Annotated in this window: 14 protein-coding genes; 6 read left to right on the plus strand and 8 right to left on the minus strand. The window is 65.4% G+C overall.

What is annotated here, in order from left to right; all coding sequences use genetic code 11:
- Positions 1-37 precede the first annotated feature (37 nt).
- From ABCV34_RS03445 to ABCV34_RS03455, 3 genes are all read right to left on the minus strand, one after another.
- Complete coding sequence (locus ABCV34_RS03445; protein ID WP_345797832.1) at positions 38-721, minus strand: ABC transporter permease subunit; 684 nt, start codon at positions 719-721, stop codon at positions 38-40.
- Complete coding sequence (locus tag ABCV34_RS03450; protein WP_345797833.1) at positions 718-1,434, minus strand: ABC transporter permease subunit; 717 nt, start codon at positions 1,432-1,434, stop codon at positions 718-720. Before ABCV34_RS03450 ends, ABCV34_RS03445 begins: the two co-directional genes overlap by 4 nt.
- 95 nt (positions 1,435-1,529) lie before the next feature.
- Positions 1,530-2,345, minus strand: a complete 816-nt coding sequence (locus ABCV34_RS03455; RefSeq protein WP_345797834.1) for a transporter substrate-binding domain-containing protein — start codon at positions 2,343-2,345, stop codon at positions 1,530-1,532.
- A gap of 172 nt (positions 2,346-2,517) precedes the next feature.
- Here ABCV34_RS03455 and ABCV34_RS03460 point away from each other — a divergent pair, with 172 nt between their 5' ends.
- Positions 2,518-3,534, plus strand: coding sequence for an alkene reductase (locus tag ABCV34_RS03460; RefSeq protein ID WP_345797835.1), 1,017 nt, complete (start codon positions 2,518-2,520; stop codon positions 3,532-3,534).
- Between the two features lie 39 nt (positions 3,535-3,573).
- On the opposite strand, the gene ABCV34_RS03465 is transcribed toward ABCV34_RS03460, so the two are convergent.
- The gene (locus ABCV34_RS03465) at positions 3,574-4,062 is read right to left on the minus strand and encodes a GatB/YqeY domain-containing protein (RefSeq protein ID WP_345797836.1); all 489 of its coding nucleotides are present in this window, start codon (positions 4,060-4,062) and stop codon (positions 3,574-3,576) included.
- Between the two features lie 33 nt (positions 4,063-4,095).
- Positions 4,096-4,923, minus strand: coding sequence for an NRDE family protein (locus tag ABCV34_RS03470; RefSeq protein ID WP_345797837.1), 828 nt, complete (start codon positions 4,921-4,923; stop codon positions 4,096-4,098).
- A gap of 21 nt (positions 4,924-4,944) precedes the next feature.
- On the opposite strand from ABCV34_RS03470, the gene ABCV34_RS03475 reads away from it, so the two are divergent.
- The 3 genes from ABCV34_RS03475 (at position 4,945) to fabB (ending at position 7,262) form a co-directional block, all read left to right on the plus strand.
- Entirely contained in the window at positions 4,945-5,415 is a 471-nt protein-coding gene (locus ABCV34_RS03475; protein ID WP_345797838.1) for a hypothetical protein, read from the plus strand.
- 102 nt (positions 5,416-5,517) lie between these two features.
- Positions 5,518-6,033 carry a 3-hydroxyacyl-[acyl-carrier-protein] dehydratase FabA gene (gene fabA / locus ABCV34_RS03480; protein ID WP_345798688.1) on the plus strand — a complete coding sequence of 172 codons (516 nt, stop codon included), beginning with the start codon at positions 5,518-5,520 and terminating at the stop codon, positions 6,031-6,033.
- An 11-nt stretch (positions 6,034-6,044) separates the two neighbouring features.
- A complete protein-coding gene (fabB, locus tag ABCV34_RS03485; protein ID WP_345797839.1) occupies positions 6,045-7,262 on the plus strand; it encodes a beta-ketoacyl-ACP synthase I in 1,218 nt (405 codons plus the stop codon).
- A 120-nt stretch (positions 7,263-7,382) separates the two neighbouring features.
- Here fabB and ABCV34_RS03490 read toward each other — a convergent pair whose 3' ends face one another.
- Together ABCV34_RS03490 and ABCV34_RS03495 are read right to left on the minus strand one after the other, a co-directional pair.
- Complete coding sequence (locus tag ABCV34_RS03490) at positions 7,383-8,606, minus strand: MFS transporter (RefSeq protein ID WP_345797840.1); 1,224 nt, start codon at positions 8,604-8,606, stop codon at positions 7,383-7,385.
- Positions 8,603-9,838: an MFS transporter gene (locus ABCV34_RS03495; RefSeq protein WP_345797841.1), complete on the minus strand. Its 1,236-nt coding sequence runs from the start codon at positions 9,836-9,838 to the stop codon at positions 8,603-8,605. The genes ABCV34_RS03490 and ABCV34_RS03495 overlap by 4 nt, the downstream gene beginning before the upstream one ends.
- 150 nt (positions 9,839-9,988) lie before the next feature.
- On the opposite strand from ABCV34_RS03495, the gene ABCV34_RS03500 reads away from it, so the two are divergent.
- Both ABCV34_RS03500 and ABCV34_RS03505 read left to right on the plus strand, forming a co-directional pair.
- The gene (locus ABCV34_RS03500) at positions 9,989-10,861 is read left to right on the plus strand and encodes an urea transporter (protein WP_345797842.1); all 873 of its coding nucleotides are present in this window, start codon (positions 9,989-9,991) and stop codon (positions 10,859-10,861) included.
- Positions 10,862-10,908: 47 nt separating this feature from the next.
- Complete coding sequence (locus ABCV34_RS03505) at positions 10,909-12,828, plus strand: chloride channel protein (protein ID WP_345797843.1); 1,920 nt, start codon at positions 10,909-10,911, stop codon at positions 12,826-12,828.
- Between the two features lie 9 nt (positions 12,829-12,837).
- Here ABCV34_RS03505 and ABCV34_RS03510 read toward each other — a convergent pair whose 3' ends face one another.
- The gene (locus tag ABCV34_RS03510; RefSeq protein ID WP_345797844.1) at positions 12,838-13,746 is read right to left on the minus strand and encodes a DUF1732 domain-containing protein; all 909 of its coding nucleotides are present in this window, start codon (positions 13,744-13,746) and stop codon (positions 12,838-12,840) included.
- Positions 13,747-13,792 lie beyond the last annotated feature (46 nt).

Here is a 13,792-nt window from a genome sequence, read left to right on the forward strand (position 1 = left end):
GCGGGCGTGGTGGCGGCGCGGGATCGGGCGGAAGGGTTCAGTCCCGGGCCTGGATCCTCAGTCCCCGTTCGACCAGCCAGGCGCATCCCAGCAGCGTGACGTTGATCGCCAGATACAGCAGACCCGCGATGATGAAGGTTTCGACGATCAGGTAGCTTTGGCTCATCAGGCGCCGGGCGAAACCGGTGAGCTCCATGACCGCGATGGTGGATGCCAGGCTCGTGCCCTTGATCGCCAGCACCAGCTCGTTGCTGTAGGCCGGAAACGCCTGGCGGATGGCCAACGGGAAACGAATGCGCCGGAATACCTGCAGGCGGCTCATGCCGCAGGACAGGGCAGCGTCGATCTGGCCGTTTGGCACCGATTGCAGGCCGCCCCGGATCGCTTCGCTCATGTAGGCGCCGCTGTTCAGAGCGATGGCCAGGATGGCACAGCGGGCTCCATCGCTGAACAGCCACCACAGGGCCGGCTGGTCATGCACGAAATCCAGAGTGCCGATACCGTAATACAGCAGGAACAGCTGGATCAGCAGGGGCGTTCCGCGAAACACGGTGCTGTAGGCGAAAGCCAGGCCGGCGACGAGACGACGTGTCGAGGTTCGCATCAGCGCGGCCCCCAGGCCCAGCAGCGAGGCGAACAGGATGGCGAGCAGGCCGATGCGCAGCGTGATCCAGAATCCCTCGAACAGGACCGGTACGGCCTTCTCGAACAGTTCGATCATCGTGCGGCCCCCTGCATGCCCCGGCCGAAATGCCGTTCGGCCCAGACGAACATGCCCTGACTACAGACCCCGATCAGAAAATACAGGATCCCGGCCAGGAGATAGAGCGTCAGGGGCGCTCGCGTGGCGGCGGCGCCCAGGACGGCGGCGCGCATCAGTTCCACGAGGCCGACCAGCGAGATCAGCGCCGTGTCCTTCAGGGCGTTCTGCCAGACGTTGTTGGCCCCGGGCAGCGCATACCAGAGCAGTTGTGGCAGCGTGATGCGCCACAGGCACTGGCGTCGGTCCATGCCGATGGCGCGGGCTGCTTCGATCTGTCCCGGATCGATGGCCTTGAAGGCGCCACGGAAGACTTCGACGCTGTAGGACCCGGAAATCAGGCCGATAGCCAGGATGCCGACCAGCACGGGAAAGACCGTGCTCATGAGGTCGTCCCAGTTCAGCCAGTCCGCCAGGTCGGCGGCGGGCTGGACAGTGCCGAAAAACAGCAGATAGATGATGAGCAGTTCGGGAACGCTGCGTACGATCAGGGTGTAAAGGCCGATCGCGCCGCGCGCCAGCCAGCCGCCGCCAGCCTTCAGGGCCGCGCCGGCAATGCCGATTGCCATGCCAAGGCAGATGCCGCACAGACTGATGAACACGGTCATGCCGGCACCGCGCAATAGCAGGGTGCCCCAGCCGGCGCTCAGAATGTCGTGCAGGGAAGAAATCATTGAATCAGTCGGCCTGGATTCGCGCCATCGCGCCGGGCCTGTCAGGGTGCAAGGCAAACCAGCCCCGGGAGGGGCTGGCTCTGGTCATGCGGATTTTATTTGCAGGCGGCGTAGTTGGAAAGATCGACGCCGAACCATTTCTGGCTGGACTTCTTGATCGTGCCGTCCTGGATCAGTTCGCACAATGCCTTGTCGACCTTGGCCTTGAGCTGGGTGTTGCTCTTGTTGATCCCGGCACCGATGCCCTGGCCCAGGATGTCGGGATCGGCGCTGCTTTTCACAACATAGTCGGCCAAGGCGAATTTTCCCTGGCCAGCGGCCTTCAGGAACTGGCTTTGCGGGGTGACTTCCGAGAACGTGGCATCCAGCCGCCCGGCGGACAGATCGATCTGCATCTGGTCCTGGGTTTCGTAGGTCTTGAGCTTCAGGTCCGGCGCGTGCTTCTGCAGGAAGGCGCCCTGTGTGGTGCCGCTTTGCACGCCCACGGTCTTGCCGGCCAGGCCCTGCAGCAGGGTCTTCTGATCGGTGGCCTTGAGCAGCGGGCTGCCGGCCGGCAGCACGAATGCGGAGTCCTCGGTGGCGTAGGGGATGCTGAAGGCGATGACTTTGGCGCGATCGGCCGTCACCGACATGCCCGAGATCACCAGATCGAAGCGGTCCGCCTGCAGCGCGGGGATCAGGCTGTCGAAGGCCTGCACCACAAAACGGCATTTTGTATCGAGCTTTTTGCACAGGGCCTGGCCGACGTCGGCGTCAAAACCGGTGACCTTGCCTTGGGCGTTCACCATGCTCCAGGGCGGGTAGCCGCCTTCGGTGCCGATCTTCAGGGTGGCTGCCGGGGCAGCTGTGGCCAGGCCCGCGAGGCCCAGGGCGGCGCAGAGCGCCACCTGTCGTGCAAGGGATGTCACCATGGACAGGATCCTTTGAGATGAGGTCCGAAAAGGAGCAATAGTAGTATATCGAGGTGGGTTCGAGGGCGTCCAGATCCCGGTTGTCCGTGGGGTTGTCCAGGGCATAGCATAGTCAGCTGGATTAAAATCTGGTAAAAACCCTGATGGATTTTTACAGTAAACGTCGCTTGACATGACTAGCTTGTTCGATCCGTTGCAACTGGGGGATGTGCCACTGCGCAACCGCATCGTCATGTCGCCTTCCGCCTGCCTGCGTCCGGCGCCGGGACGCATCCCGAGTGATGCGCTGAGGGCCTATTATGCCCAGCGGGCCTCCGCCGGCCTGATCGTGACCGAGTCGGCTTCCGTGTCTCCGCTGGGGGCGGGATATCCCGATACACCCGGCATCTGGAATTCCGATCAGGCTCAGGGCTGGCGCCGGATCACCGAGGCCGTCCATGATCGGGGCGGCCGGATCTTTCTGCGCCTCTGGCATGCCGGCCGGGTATCCAATCCCGAATTCCTGTCCGGCGAGATGCCGGTGGCCCCTAGCGCGATCGCCTGCGCGGTTCCGGTATCGTCCGATCGAACGGATACGCCGGATTACGTGGTGCCGCGCAGCTTGCATCCCGACGAGATCCTCCGGATCGTGGCCGATTTCGATCAGGCGGCGCGGTATGCCCGGCTGGCCGGGTTCGACGGGGTGGAAGTCCATGCCGGGGACGGCTATCTGATAGACCAGTTCCTGCACGATGGTTCGAACTGCCGGCGGGACGAGTATGGGGGTAGCGTGGACAACCGCAGCCGGTTCCTGCTGGAAATCGTCGATGTCTGCATCGGTGTCTGGGGTTCGGGGCGCGTCGGCGTGCATCTGTCGCCGCGCGGCGATCGGCATGACATGCGGGATTCGGATCCGGCCACCCTGTACCGGCATGTTGCCCAGGAATTGGACAAGCGCCGCCTGGCGTTCATCTGCGTGCGCGAACATGCGGGCGCCGACGCGCTGACCCCCGTGATCCGGCAGGCGTTTTCCGGTGCGCTGATCCTCAATGAAGGCTATGACGCCGAGTCCGCGCGGCAGGCGATCGAAACAGGGTGCGGCGAGGCCGTGGCATTTGGCAAGGCCTTCGTCAGCAACCCGGATCTGGTGCAGCGGCTGGAAGCCGGCCTGCCCCTGCGGCCCGACATCGAGATGATACCGGTGGTCTGAGCGACGCTAGTGCAAGGGTGGCCGACCCGGGGATCGGTGTCAGCATCGCTTCGGGTCGTGAGTCAGCCAGCCAGCCAGGCGGGCCTTGACCTGGGCGGAAACGGCGGCCATGTCGGCTCGGCCGGCCAGCGCGGGTTTCAACTGGCCCATGATGGCACCCATGGCCGCGCCGCCCTGCAACCCCTTGGACTGCGCCTGCGCGATGGCGGTGTCGATGGCGGCCGCGATTTCCTCGGGGCTGGCGCCCTGGGGCAGGAATTCCTTCAGAATTTCCAGTTCCGCGCGTTCCTGGGCGGCACTTTCCGCACGGCCGGCCGATTCGAAGGCGGTGATCGATTCACGGCGCTGCTTGGCCTGTTTTTCGATGATGGCGATGATCATCGCATCGTCGGGCTCGATGCGTTCGTCGACCATCTTTTGCTTGATGGCCGCCTGCAGCAGGCGCAGGGTGCCCAGGCGGGTGCTGTCGTGCGCGCGCATGGCCGCCTTGACGGCGTCGGAAATCAGGCTGGCAAGGCCGGTGCTCATGGATGTGTCCTGTCGAATTGGGAAAGCCGTATTTTAACGCGCGGACTCGGATTCGGCCCCGGACGGGCAGGGGGCGGAGGGCAGTCCAGCCATGGTCGGCACGCGCCAGTCTTGTCGGCCGGTCGGCAAACCGGCCGCATCGTAGCTGAGTTCCGAAAACAGCGCGTGGCCGTCCGCTCCGGCCACGATGATGGTGGAGCAACGGGTGCCGTAGTCCGGACTGATGATGAAGGGGCTGCTCAGCAACTGCTCGCGCGCCAGGGAAAGCCCGGTTTCTGGCAGATCCCGGGTATCGGCCTGGGTGGTGTCGTGCAGCAGAGCGAACACCTGTTCGGGATCCTGCACCCATTGATCGGCGGGCAGCGTATCCAGCGTCGCCCGTAGCCGCCTGGCTTTGGGCCAGGGGGTGTCCAGCAGATGGTTCGACAGGACGTAGTTGCCCTGTCTCAACCGGCGGGGCGCTCCGGCGGGATCGCGGTTGCACAGGTACCAGACGTCGCCGGGAGCGCCCACGATCAGATTGAATCCCGCCCAGTCGCCCGCGTGACGGGCGATCGCCCGGACGTGGTCGGCGGCGCTATCCGTGCCCAGCAGGTAGTCGCGCACCAGGACGCCGCGCGACGGTGCGCCGGACGGAACCGGCAGACCGGGTTCCCGATAGTTGGTCAGCAGAGCGAAGCGCCCCCCCGCCGTCCAGCCCAGCCAGGTACCCCCCGCCGTCAGATCGCGTCCGGCAATGACGCCTGGGCGCTCAGGCCAGGGGCCGGCAGCCATCGTGGGCCGGACATGGAACTCGTCCCGATTGGCGGCGATCCGCAGAGGCCAGTCCGGGTGGCCGATCGAGAGGTAGGCGATACACATGACTCACAATATACTCGCCCCATGGAAAAGACTGGAACGCATCATCGCGCCCTGGCGCACGGCATCGGGCTGCTGGCCGTATGCCTCGCGGGCTGGCTGTCCTGCGCCGCGGCATGGGCGGCGGATCCCGCCTGGACGCGCGACCGGACCAGCACGGGCCTGCAGTCCACCAACCGCGCAGTGGTGGTTGAGTATCAGCCCGGCGCGACGGATCCGCCGGTTCCTGGTGATGCTCGAATCACTCGCGTCCATGCGTCCAGGGCTTATGACAGCCCGGCACAAGTCTTGACGGATCTGTGCTGGGGATCGGAACGTGGCCCCTGCGTGCGGCTCAATGGCACGCAGCTGAATACCGGGGCCTTCGATGGCCGGTTGGCGGCGGGCCCCATGCTGCTGGTGCACCGGGTGGTCCGGTGGGCAGGCGGCACACCGCCGCTCTTCATCCGGGGAACGGTGACGGTCTGGTATGCCACCGGCCGGTCCCTACGGTGATCCGCGTATCGGACCTCAGTTATACTATCAGGCTTATCTAATTCAAAGGCTTGCGTCACCGCGCCTGGTGGGGCGTCAGGCGGATTGCTCATTTCACAGAACATCATGCAAAAAACCAGTTACAGCTACGAAGAACTGCTGACATGCGGGCGTGCGGAACTCTTTGGTCCTGGCAATGCCCAGTTGCCGCTGCCTCCCATGCTGATGTTCGATCGGATCGTGCACATCGATGATCGTGGCGGGTCTCACGACAAGGGCGAGATCATCGCCGAACTCGATATCCGTCCCGACCTGTGGTTTTTCAATTGCCACTTTCAGGGCGACCCGGTCATGCCGGGATGTCTGGGTCTGGACGCCATGTGGCAGCTGGTCGGGTTTTTTCTGGGCTGCTGCGGTGGCCAGGGGCGCGGCCGTGCGCTGGGCGTGGGCGAGGTCAAGTTCACGGGGCAGGTCTTGCCGACCGCCCAAAAGGTGCGCTATCACATCAATATGAAGCGCGTGATGATGCGCAAGCTCGTCATGGGGTTTGCCGATGCGCGCATGGAAGTCGACGGCCATGAAATCTATGTGGCCCATGACCTGCGGGTGGGGCTGTTCACTCGTACGGACAATTTCTAGGAGGCTCGATTATGCGTCGTGTGGTCGTCACCGGCATGGGCATTGTGTCCAGCCTGGGCAATAACCAGTCCGAGGTGCTCGACAGCCTGCGTGCGGGTCGTTCGGGCATCACGTTTCAACCCGAATACGCTGAACAGGGTCTACGTTCGCATGTGGCGGGGTCCGTGCATCTGGACGCGCTGGAAAAGATCGATCGCAAGCTCAGCCGCTTCATGGCCAACGGTCATGCCTATGCGTGGCTGGCGATGCAGGAAGCCATTCAGGATGCCGGCCTCACATCGGATCTGGTGTCCAACCCGCGCACCGGCCTGATCGTTGGCGCCGGCGGCGCGTCGCATTCCTCGATCAATGACGGTATCCAGACCCTGCATGAAAAGGGCGTGCGCCGGGTGGGGCCCTACATGGTGACCAAAGCCATGGCCAGCGGCGTGTCCGCCTGCCTGGCCACCGGCGCCCAGATCAAGGGCGTGAACTACTCCATCAGTTCGGCGTGCTCCACCAGCGCGCACTGTATCGGCAATGCCGTCGAGCAGATCCAGCTCGGCAAACAGGACATCGTGTTTGCCGGCGGGGCCGAGGAAGAGCACTGGTCCCTGTCCTTCATGTTCGACGCGATGGGCGCGCTGTCCACGCGCTACAATGACACCCCGGAACGCGCTTCCCGCACTTACGATGCCAACCGTGATGGTTTCGTCATTTCCGGCGGCGGCGGGATCCTGGTGGTCGAGGAATACGAACACGCCAAGGCGCGCGGCGCCAACATCCTGGCGGAAATCGTCGGCTATGGCGCCACCTCGGACGGCTACGACATGGTTGCGCCCTCGGGCGAAGGCGCTGAACGCTGCATGCGTCAGGCGCTGGCCGATGTCCGCACCCACATCGATTACATCAATACCCATGGCACCAGTACGCCGGTGGGCGACGTCAAGGAACTCGAAGCCATCCGGGCCGTTTTCGGTGACAACCTGCCCTGGATCGCCTCGACCAAATCGCTCTCGGGTCATGCGCTGGGCGCGGCCGGCGTCAACGAGGCCATCTACACCCTGCTGATGATGAAACATGGTTTCGTGGCGGCTTCCGCCAATATCGAAACGCTCGATCCAGCGGCCGAAGGCATGAATATCCTGCTTGAACCCCTGGCCAAGGCCGACATCCAGACGGCGTTGTCGAACAGCTTCGGGTTCGGCGGCACGAACGCCACGCTGGTGTTTTCCCGCGCGACCCTCTGATTCGCCGGCACCGGGGGCTTTCGCCTGGACGGGTACCAGGCGTCCCCCAAGTTTTTAAACATCGGCCTGCCGCCACCAACGGCAGACCGATGTCGTTTCCGTCCGCCTCGGACGCCCGCCTCAGGCGGCAGCCGGTTTCGGGGATTCGGGGATGGATCTGGCCTGAACCAGCGCGTTGCGTCCCGCTTGCCACCCAGCCAGCGCGGTGCACAGACCCAGAGCGCCCAGCAGGCCTGCGGCAGCCTGGAAGCCTCCTGTCCAGGCGTACAGCACGCCGATCAGTAACGGGCCGCTGGCCGCCAGCACGTATCCCGTGGCCTGGGCCATGCTGGACAGATGGGCGGCCACGTGCGCATCGTGTGATCGCAGCACGATCAGCATCAGTGCCAGCGCGAACAGACCGCCCTGACCGATGCCCTGGATGACGGCCAGGGGCCAGATGGCCCAACGCGGACCCAGCACCATCCCGATCAGGGCAAAAGTGGCGACCACGGTCAGGCCGACCGCCAGCCCCCGCTGGTCGCGCCATCTGGAGGCCAGCAGCGGGGTCAGCAGGCAGGACGCGACCTGCAGCAGGATCGAAACCGAAGTCACCAGCCCGGCTTCGGTGCCGCTCAGCCCCCGGTCGCGCAATATGGGCGCCATCCAGCCCAGCACACAGTAAGCCAGGGCGGATTGCAGCCCCATGAACAGGGTCACGGCCCAAGCCAGCCGGTCGCGCCGCAGCCCTTGGACGGGCAGGATATGGCGGCCGTTCGTATGGTGAGATCCCGCCCGCCAGGCCACGGGCGACCAGGCGAACAGCGCCAGGATTCCGGGTACGGCCCAGATCGCCAGGCTCAGCGTCCACTGATCACCGAGCTTGTGCATCAGGGGCAGGGTGGTGGCGGCCGCCAGCGCCGCGCCGCCCACGAGGCTCATGGTGTAGAGGCCGGTCATCAGGGCAGCGCGGTCGGCGAAGTCGCGTTTGACCAGGCTGGGCAGGAGCACGTTGCCCAGGGCAATGCCGGCGCCCGCCAGCGCCGTCCCCAGAAATAGCCCCACGGCGTCGAAGGCGCCGCGCAAGGCGGTGCCGGTGGTGATGAGCAGCAGGACCAGCAACAGTGTGCGCTCGATGCCGATGCGCTGGGCGCAGCGTGGCGCGAACGGTGCAAAGATCCCCATGCACAGGACGGGCAGTGTGGTCAGATAGCCGCTTGCCGCCGCGCTGAGTCCTAATCCTCGGCTGATATCCGGCAGCAGCACCGCCGTACTGGGAAAGAGGGGGCGAAGATTGGCGGCCAGCAGCAACAGGCTGGCTGCCGTCAGCCAGCGGCCCCAGGTGCTGACGCGCGCGCCGCTCATGCGCGACCGCGCCGCATGTCGGGCAGGAAGAAGGCAGTGATTCCCAGCAGTGGCAGGAAGGCGCACACGTGGTAGACAAAAGAGATGCTGGTCGCGTCGGCCAACCTGCCCAGCGCCGCAGCGCCGATGCCGCCCATGCCGAAGGCCAGGCCAAAGAAAAGCCCCGAGACAGTGCCTGTCTTGCCCGGCATGAGTTCCTGGGCATAGACGAGGATCGCCGGAAAGGCCGAGGCAATCATGACGCCGGCGCAAAACACCAGGATCAGCGTCCATTGCAGATTGACGTAAGGAAGCGCCAGGGAAAAGGGCGCCGTCCCCAGGATCGATCCCCAGATGACGCGCTTGCGGCCGATATGGTCGCCCACCGGCCCGCCCACCAGGGTCCCGGTGGCCACGCCCACCAGGAAGACAAACAGGGAATACTGCGCCTGCTGGATTTCCAGGCCGAAACGGTCAATCAGGAAGAATGTGAAGTAGCTGGTGATCCCGGACAGGTAGAAGTACTTGCTGAAGATCAGCAGCAGCAGGATGGAGACCGCCCCCCGGACCTGGCGCGGGGACAGCCCGTTGTCGGTCTTGCGCAGGGAACTGCGCCCCCGGCTGCCGGTCAGATTGGCGGCATACCAGCGGCTTACCCCAAATAGAATGCAGATCCCCACGAGGGCTGCCAACGAGATCCAGGCCACACTGCCCTGGCCTCGGGGTACGATCAGCAGCGCGGCAAGCAGTGGCCCGATCGAGGAGCCGATGTTGCCACCGACCTGAAAGATCGACTGCGCCAGGCCATGGTGTCCGGCCGAAGCCATGCGGGCCACGCGCGAGGATTCCGGGTGAAAGACCGACGATCCCGCCCCCACCAGCGTCGCTGCCAGCACCACGAGTGGAAAATTCCAGGCCTGGGAGAGCAACAACAAGCCACAGCAGGTGAATCCCATACCAACGGGCAGCGAATAGGGCAGCGGACGGCGGTCCGTGAAACGCCCGACGAAGGGTTGCAACAGCGAGGAGGAAAACTGGAAGGCCAGGGTGATGATCCCGACCTGGGCGAAGCTGAGGTCGAAGCGCCCCTGCAGCACGGGATAGATCGCGAGCAGCACCGACTGCATCATGTCGTTGAGCAGGTGGGTCACGCTGATGGCACCCAGCACCGGAAATGCAATACCGGGCTGTGGCTGGGCGGGTTCGGGCTGGATGAGAGGAACAGCGGAGGCTGGCGCGAACGAATTTTTCATGAGGGATCCGGATGGCGCGGAAATTCGGCGGCTTTGCACCAGATGTTTCATTGTACGCTGTGTTCCGTATAGGCTTTATGCGCCGCCTCGTCACAATGACAGCTCGCTTGGGAGTACGATCCGGGCATTCCGAACGGCCCTGATGAGTGTATGGTTTGCCTGTCCGATTGCCTGCGTGTTGGCCGCATTTTCCTACGAGGGGTGGGGCAGGTGTTCCTGCAGCGCAGCGCCTGGGCCGGCATCTGCTTCCTTGGCGCGGTCGCATGGCAGTCCGGCCCGCTGGCGCTGGCCTGCGGGCTGGGCACCTGGGTGGGTACCCAATGGGGGCTGCGGTATGGCACGCGCGAGGAATGCGAGGACGGTCTGCACGGCTACAACGGCGCGCTGGCGGGCATCGGCGTCCTGGTGGTCCTGCCGCCCGGACCTCTGGCCTGGGGGCTGGTGGTGGTTTTGGCCTGGCTGGTCACCTGGCTGGCCCAGGTCTGGCGCCGGCACGGGCCGCTGTCGCCCTATACCGCGCCGTTCATTCTGGCAACCTGGCTTTTGATGATCATCGCATCGGCGGCTGGCTGGCCGGCCCCTGTGGCCGGAACATCGGCGGTCATGGGTGATGGCCTGATGGCCTGGGCACAAGGGACGTTGCGAGGGGTCGGTCAGGTCATGTTCCTGGATGACCTGGGGGCTGGTGCGCTGTGTATCCTGGGCCTGTCCCTGTCGAGGCCGGGGGCGGCGCTATGCGCCGTCCTGGCGTCGGCGCTGACACTGTTGGCCGCGTTGGCAGCCGGCTTTCCCGGCGATGCCGCCTCGCTGGGGCTATACGGCTTCAATGCCGTCCTGACGGCCGAGGCCCTGCGTCAGGCCCTGCCGGGTCGCTGGGGGGCGCTGTGTCTGGGTGTCCTCGCCAGCCTGGGCCTGATGCGTGGTTTTCAGGTGCTCGAGCTGCCTTCCCTGACTGCCCCGTTCGTCCTGGCGACCCTGCTGGTGCGGCAGTTGTCGCGCACACTCAGCTTCTTTAAAGCTTGAATCTCCATAATGACAGGTTTCCCTGATGCCTGGGGCACCTTAGATTCATGTCCGAACCGTCTTCTTCGATCGTCGATTCCAGTGCTTCCCGGTTGCAGGAACAGAGTCAGTCGGGCGGTCTGCCCGTGGCGCCCGACCTGGGCCTGAGCCTGGTCCAGGTCCGCATGCCGCGAGACGTGACGCGGTTCGACTGGCGGCTGCTGCGCGTGATCGCCGTGTCCGTCGCGCTCGGGTTCGTGGCGGCACTGGTGGCCTGGGCGCTGATGCTGCTGATCGGCCTGATCACCAACTTGAGCTTTTATGGTGTCTGGTCCACGGCATTCTCCTCGCCGGCGGGCGCGGTGCCGCGCCTGGGTGCCTGGGTCATCGCGGTGCCGGTCGTGGGCGGGCTGATCGCCGGGGGCATGGCGCGCTGGGGCTCTAAGGCCATTCGCGGACACGGCATTCCCGAGGCGATGGAACAGGTTCTGCTCAACGAGTCCAGGATCCCGACGCGCATCACCCTGCTCAAGCCGCTGTCCTCGGCGGTGGTGATCGGCACGGGGGGGCCGTTTGGCGCCGAAGGACCGATCATCGCCACCGGCGGTGCCCTGGGTTCGCTGATCGGTCAACTGATGAAAGTCACCGCCAGCGAACGCAAGGTGCTGCTGGCGGCGGGCGCGGCTGCCGGGATGGCAGCCGTCTTTGCCGCGCCGATTTCCGCCGTCACCCTGGCCGTGGAGCTGCTGCTGTTCGAGCTGCGTGGGCGTTCCCTGATCCCGGTGGCGCTGGCCTGCGTGACGGCGACCGGCATGCGCGATCTGCTCATGGGATCCACGCCGGTGTTCCTGATGGATACCGTGACCACCCCGGGAGGCGGCGCACTGGCCGCCTACGTGTTGATCGGCGCCCTGATCGGGGTGATCAGCGTGGCGGTTACCCACCTGGTCTATGCCATCGAGGATGGCTTCGAGCGCCTGCCCGTGCACTGGATGTGGTGGCCCGCGCTGGGTGCCGTGGTTGTGGGCGTGGTGGGTTGGGTCGCGCCGCTGACCCTGGGCGTGGGCTACACCAATATCGAGGACATCCTTAATGGCCGGCTGGCCATGGGGGCGCTGGCCTGGCTGTGTGTGATGAAGTTCATCTCCTGGTCGATCTGCCTGGGCAGCGGTACCTCGGGGGGCACCCTGGCTCCGCTGTTCACGATCGGCGGAGCGCTGGGGGCGATGCTCGGGCTACTGCTGGCGCACGCCATGCCCTGGCTGGGCATCGATCCCCGTATTGCCGCCCTGATCGGGATGGCGGCACTGTTCGCCGGTGCCTCGCGCGCCCTGCTGACCACGGTGATCTTTGCCCTGGAAACCACGGGTCAGCCGGCTGGGCTGCTGCCGCTGCTGGGCGCCTGCACCGCAGCCTATCTGATTTCGGTCATGATGATGCGCAACACCATCATGACCGAAAAGATCGCGCGGCGCGGTGTCCGGGTGCCGTCGGAATACAAGGAGGACTACCTGGAGCGGATCCTCGTGGGGGCCGCTTGCGCCCGGGATGTGGCGACGTTGCGCGCCGGGCAGACAATCGGTGAAATCCGCCGCTGGATCGCCCAGGGTGGGAAAGGCACCCAGCACCAGGGTTATCCGGTGCTGGATGCGCAGGATCGCGTCCTGGGGATTCTGACCCGGCGCACGTTTTTCGATGCCCAGTGGTCGGATCAGGCCCGCCTGGGCGATCTGATCCACCGCCCGCCGGTCGTCATCACGCCCGATCACACGCTGCGGCAGGCGGCCGACCACATGGCGATCGAGAATGTGGGGCGCCTGCTGGTGGTGGACGCCGATGATCCGACGCGCATGCTGGGGATACTGACCCGGGGTGACGTGATTGCCGCGCATACGCGGCGAATTCGGGAAAACGCCCGGGTGCGCCGCGAGATCAGCCTGCATACCTGGCGGCGAATGCGTGCGCGCCGCCGCCGTGCGCGGGGTTGAACAGGGCCGTTACTCGATGTTCTGCGCCTGTTCGCGCATCTGTTCGATGAGCAGCTTCAAATCGATGGCCGCCTGAGTGCCCGACAGGGCAGCCGCCTTCGAGCCCAGCGTGTTGGCTTCGCGATTCATTTCCTGGAAGAGAAAGTCCAGGCGTTTGCCGCTGCCGCGTGCCGCCGACGCGTGGTTGCCTCCCAGGATGTCGCGCAATTCCTGCAGATGGGACCGCAGCCGGGTGAGTTCCTCGGCCACGTCCACCCGCAGCCCGAAGAGGCTGGCTTCCTGGGCGATGCGCGCCGACAGTTCCGCGCCGCCGATGGCGGCGAATCCGTCGGGGCTGGCGGCCATCAAGGCTTCGCGCAGCCGCTGGGCGATACGGTCCTGGTGTGCCTGCACCACCGTGGGCAGTTCGCCTTCGACCTGTTGGACGATGGCCGCGATCTCGTCGGCCATTCCCAGCATGGCCTGGGCGAGGCGCGCGCCTTCGCGCTCGCGGGCGGCCTGGAATTCTTCCAGGGCCTGTAAGCACGCCTGTTCGCACAGTGGCATCCAGTCGTCCGGATCCAGACCGCTGCGCGCCAGCCCTTCGCGAGGCAGCTCCGCCAGGGTCGGTGCGGGCAGATCGGGGATATAGCGCCGCGCCCAGGCGAGCTGTTCGGCCAGCCCCTGGACGGCCAGCGCGTCGATTGGGCGCAGGGCTTCACGTTCGGTGACGCTGTAGCTCAGTTTGATCTCGACTTTGCCACGCAGGGCATGGCGGGTGGCGAGTTCGCGGACCTGGCCCTCGGCGAAGCGCAAGTCCTCGGGAATCCGCAGGCTGAGGTCCAGGAAGCGGTTGTTGACGCTGCGGACTTCGACGGCCAGAGCGCCCTGTTCGGCTTCCAGGCGGCTTGCGCCATAAGCGGTCATGCTGCGGATCATCGGCGTGGCCTCTTGATTCTCTACAATAGGGGATTCATTGTAGTCC

This window comes from Castellaniella sp. MT123 (assembly GCF_039614765.1).
Taxonomy (GTDB): Bacteria; Pseudomonadota; Gammaproteobacteria; order Burkholderiales; family Burkholderiaceae_B; genus Castellaniella.

Bases quoted from the DNA above. Each gene is read 5' to 3' on its own strand.
- ABCV34_RS03445 (WP_345797832.1), bottom strand. From the start codon at position 721: ATGATCGAACTGTTCGAGAAGGCCGTACCGGTCCTGTTCGAGGGATTC.
- ABCV34_RS03475 (WP_345797838.1), top strand. From the start codon at position 4,945: ATGGAAAAGACTGGAACGCATCATCGCGCCCTGGCGCACGGCATCGGG.
- ABCV34_RS03510 (WP_345797844.1), bottom strand. From the start codon at position 13,746: ATGATCCGCAGCATGACCGCTTATGGCGCAAGCCGCCTGGAAGCCGAA.
- ABCV34_RS03505 (WP_345797843.1), top strand. From the start codon at position 10,909: ATGTCCGAACCGTCTTCTTCGATCGTCGATTCCAGTGCTTCCCGGTTG.
- ABCV34_RS03455 (WP_345797834.1), bottom strand. From the start codon at position 2,345: ATGGTGACATCCCTTGCACGACAGGTGGCGCTCTGCGCCGCCCTGGGC.
- ABCV34_RS03470 (WP_345797837.1), bottom strand. From the start codon at position 4,923: ATGTGTATCGCCTACCTCTCGATCGGCCACCCGGACTGGCCTCTGCGG.
- ABCV34_RS03450 (WP_345797833.1), bottom strand. From the start codon at position 1,434: ATGATTTCTTCCCTGCACGACATTCTGAGCGCCGGCTGGGGCACCCTG.
- ABCV34_RS03495 (WP_345797841.1), bottom strand. From the start codon at position 9,838: ATGAAAAATTCGTTCGCGCCAGCCTCCGCTGTTCCTCTCATCCAGCCC.
- ABCV34_RS03460 (WP_345797835.1), top strand. From the start codon at position 2,518: ATGACTAGCTTGTTCGATCCGTTGCAACTGGGGGATGTGCCACTGCGC.
- ABCV34_RS03490 (WP_345797840.1), bottom strand. From the start codon at position 8,606: ATGAGCGGCGCGCGCGTCAGCACCTGGGGCCGCTGGCTGACGGCAGCC.
- ABCV34_RS03500 (WP_345797842.1), top strand. From the start codon at position 9,989: ATGGTTTGCCTGTCCGATTGCCTGCGTGTTGGCCGCATTTTCCTACGA.
- fabB (WP_345797839.1), top strand. From the start codon at position 6,045: ATGCGTCGTGTGGTCGTCACCGGCATGGGCATTGTGTCCAGCCTGGGC.
- ABCV34_RS03465 (WP_345797836.1), bottom strand. From the start codon at position 4,062: ATGAGCACCGGCCTTGCCAGCCTGATTTCCGACGCCGTCAAGGCGGCC.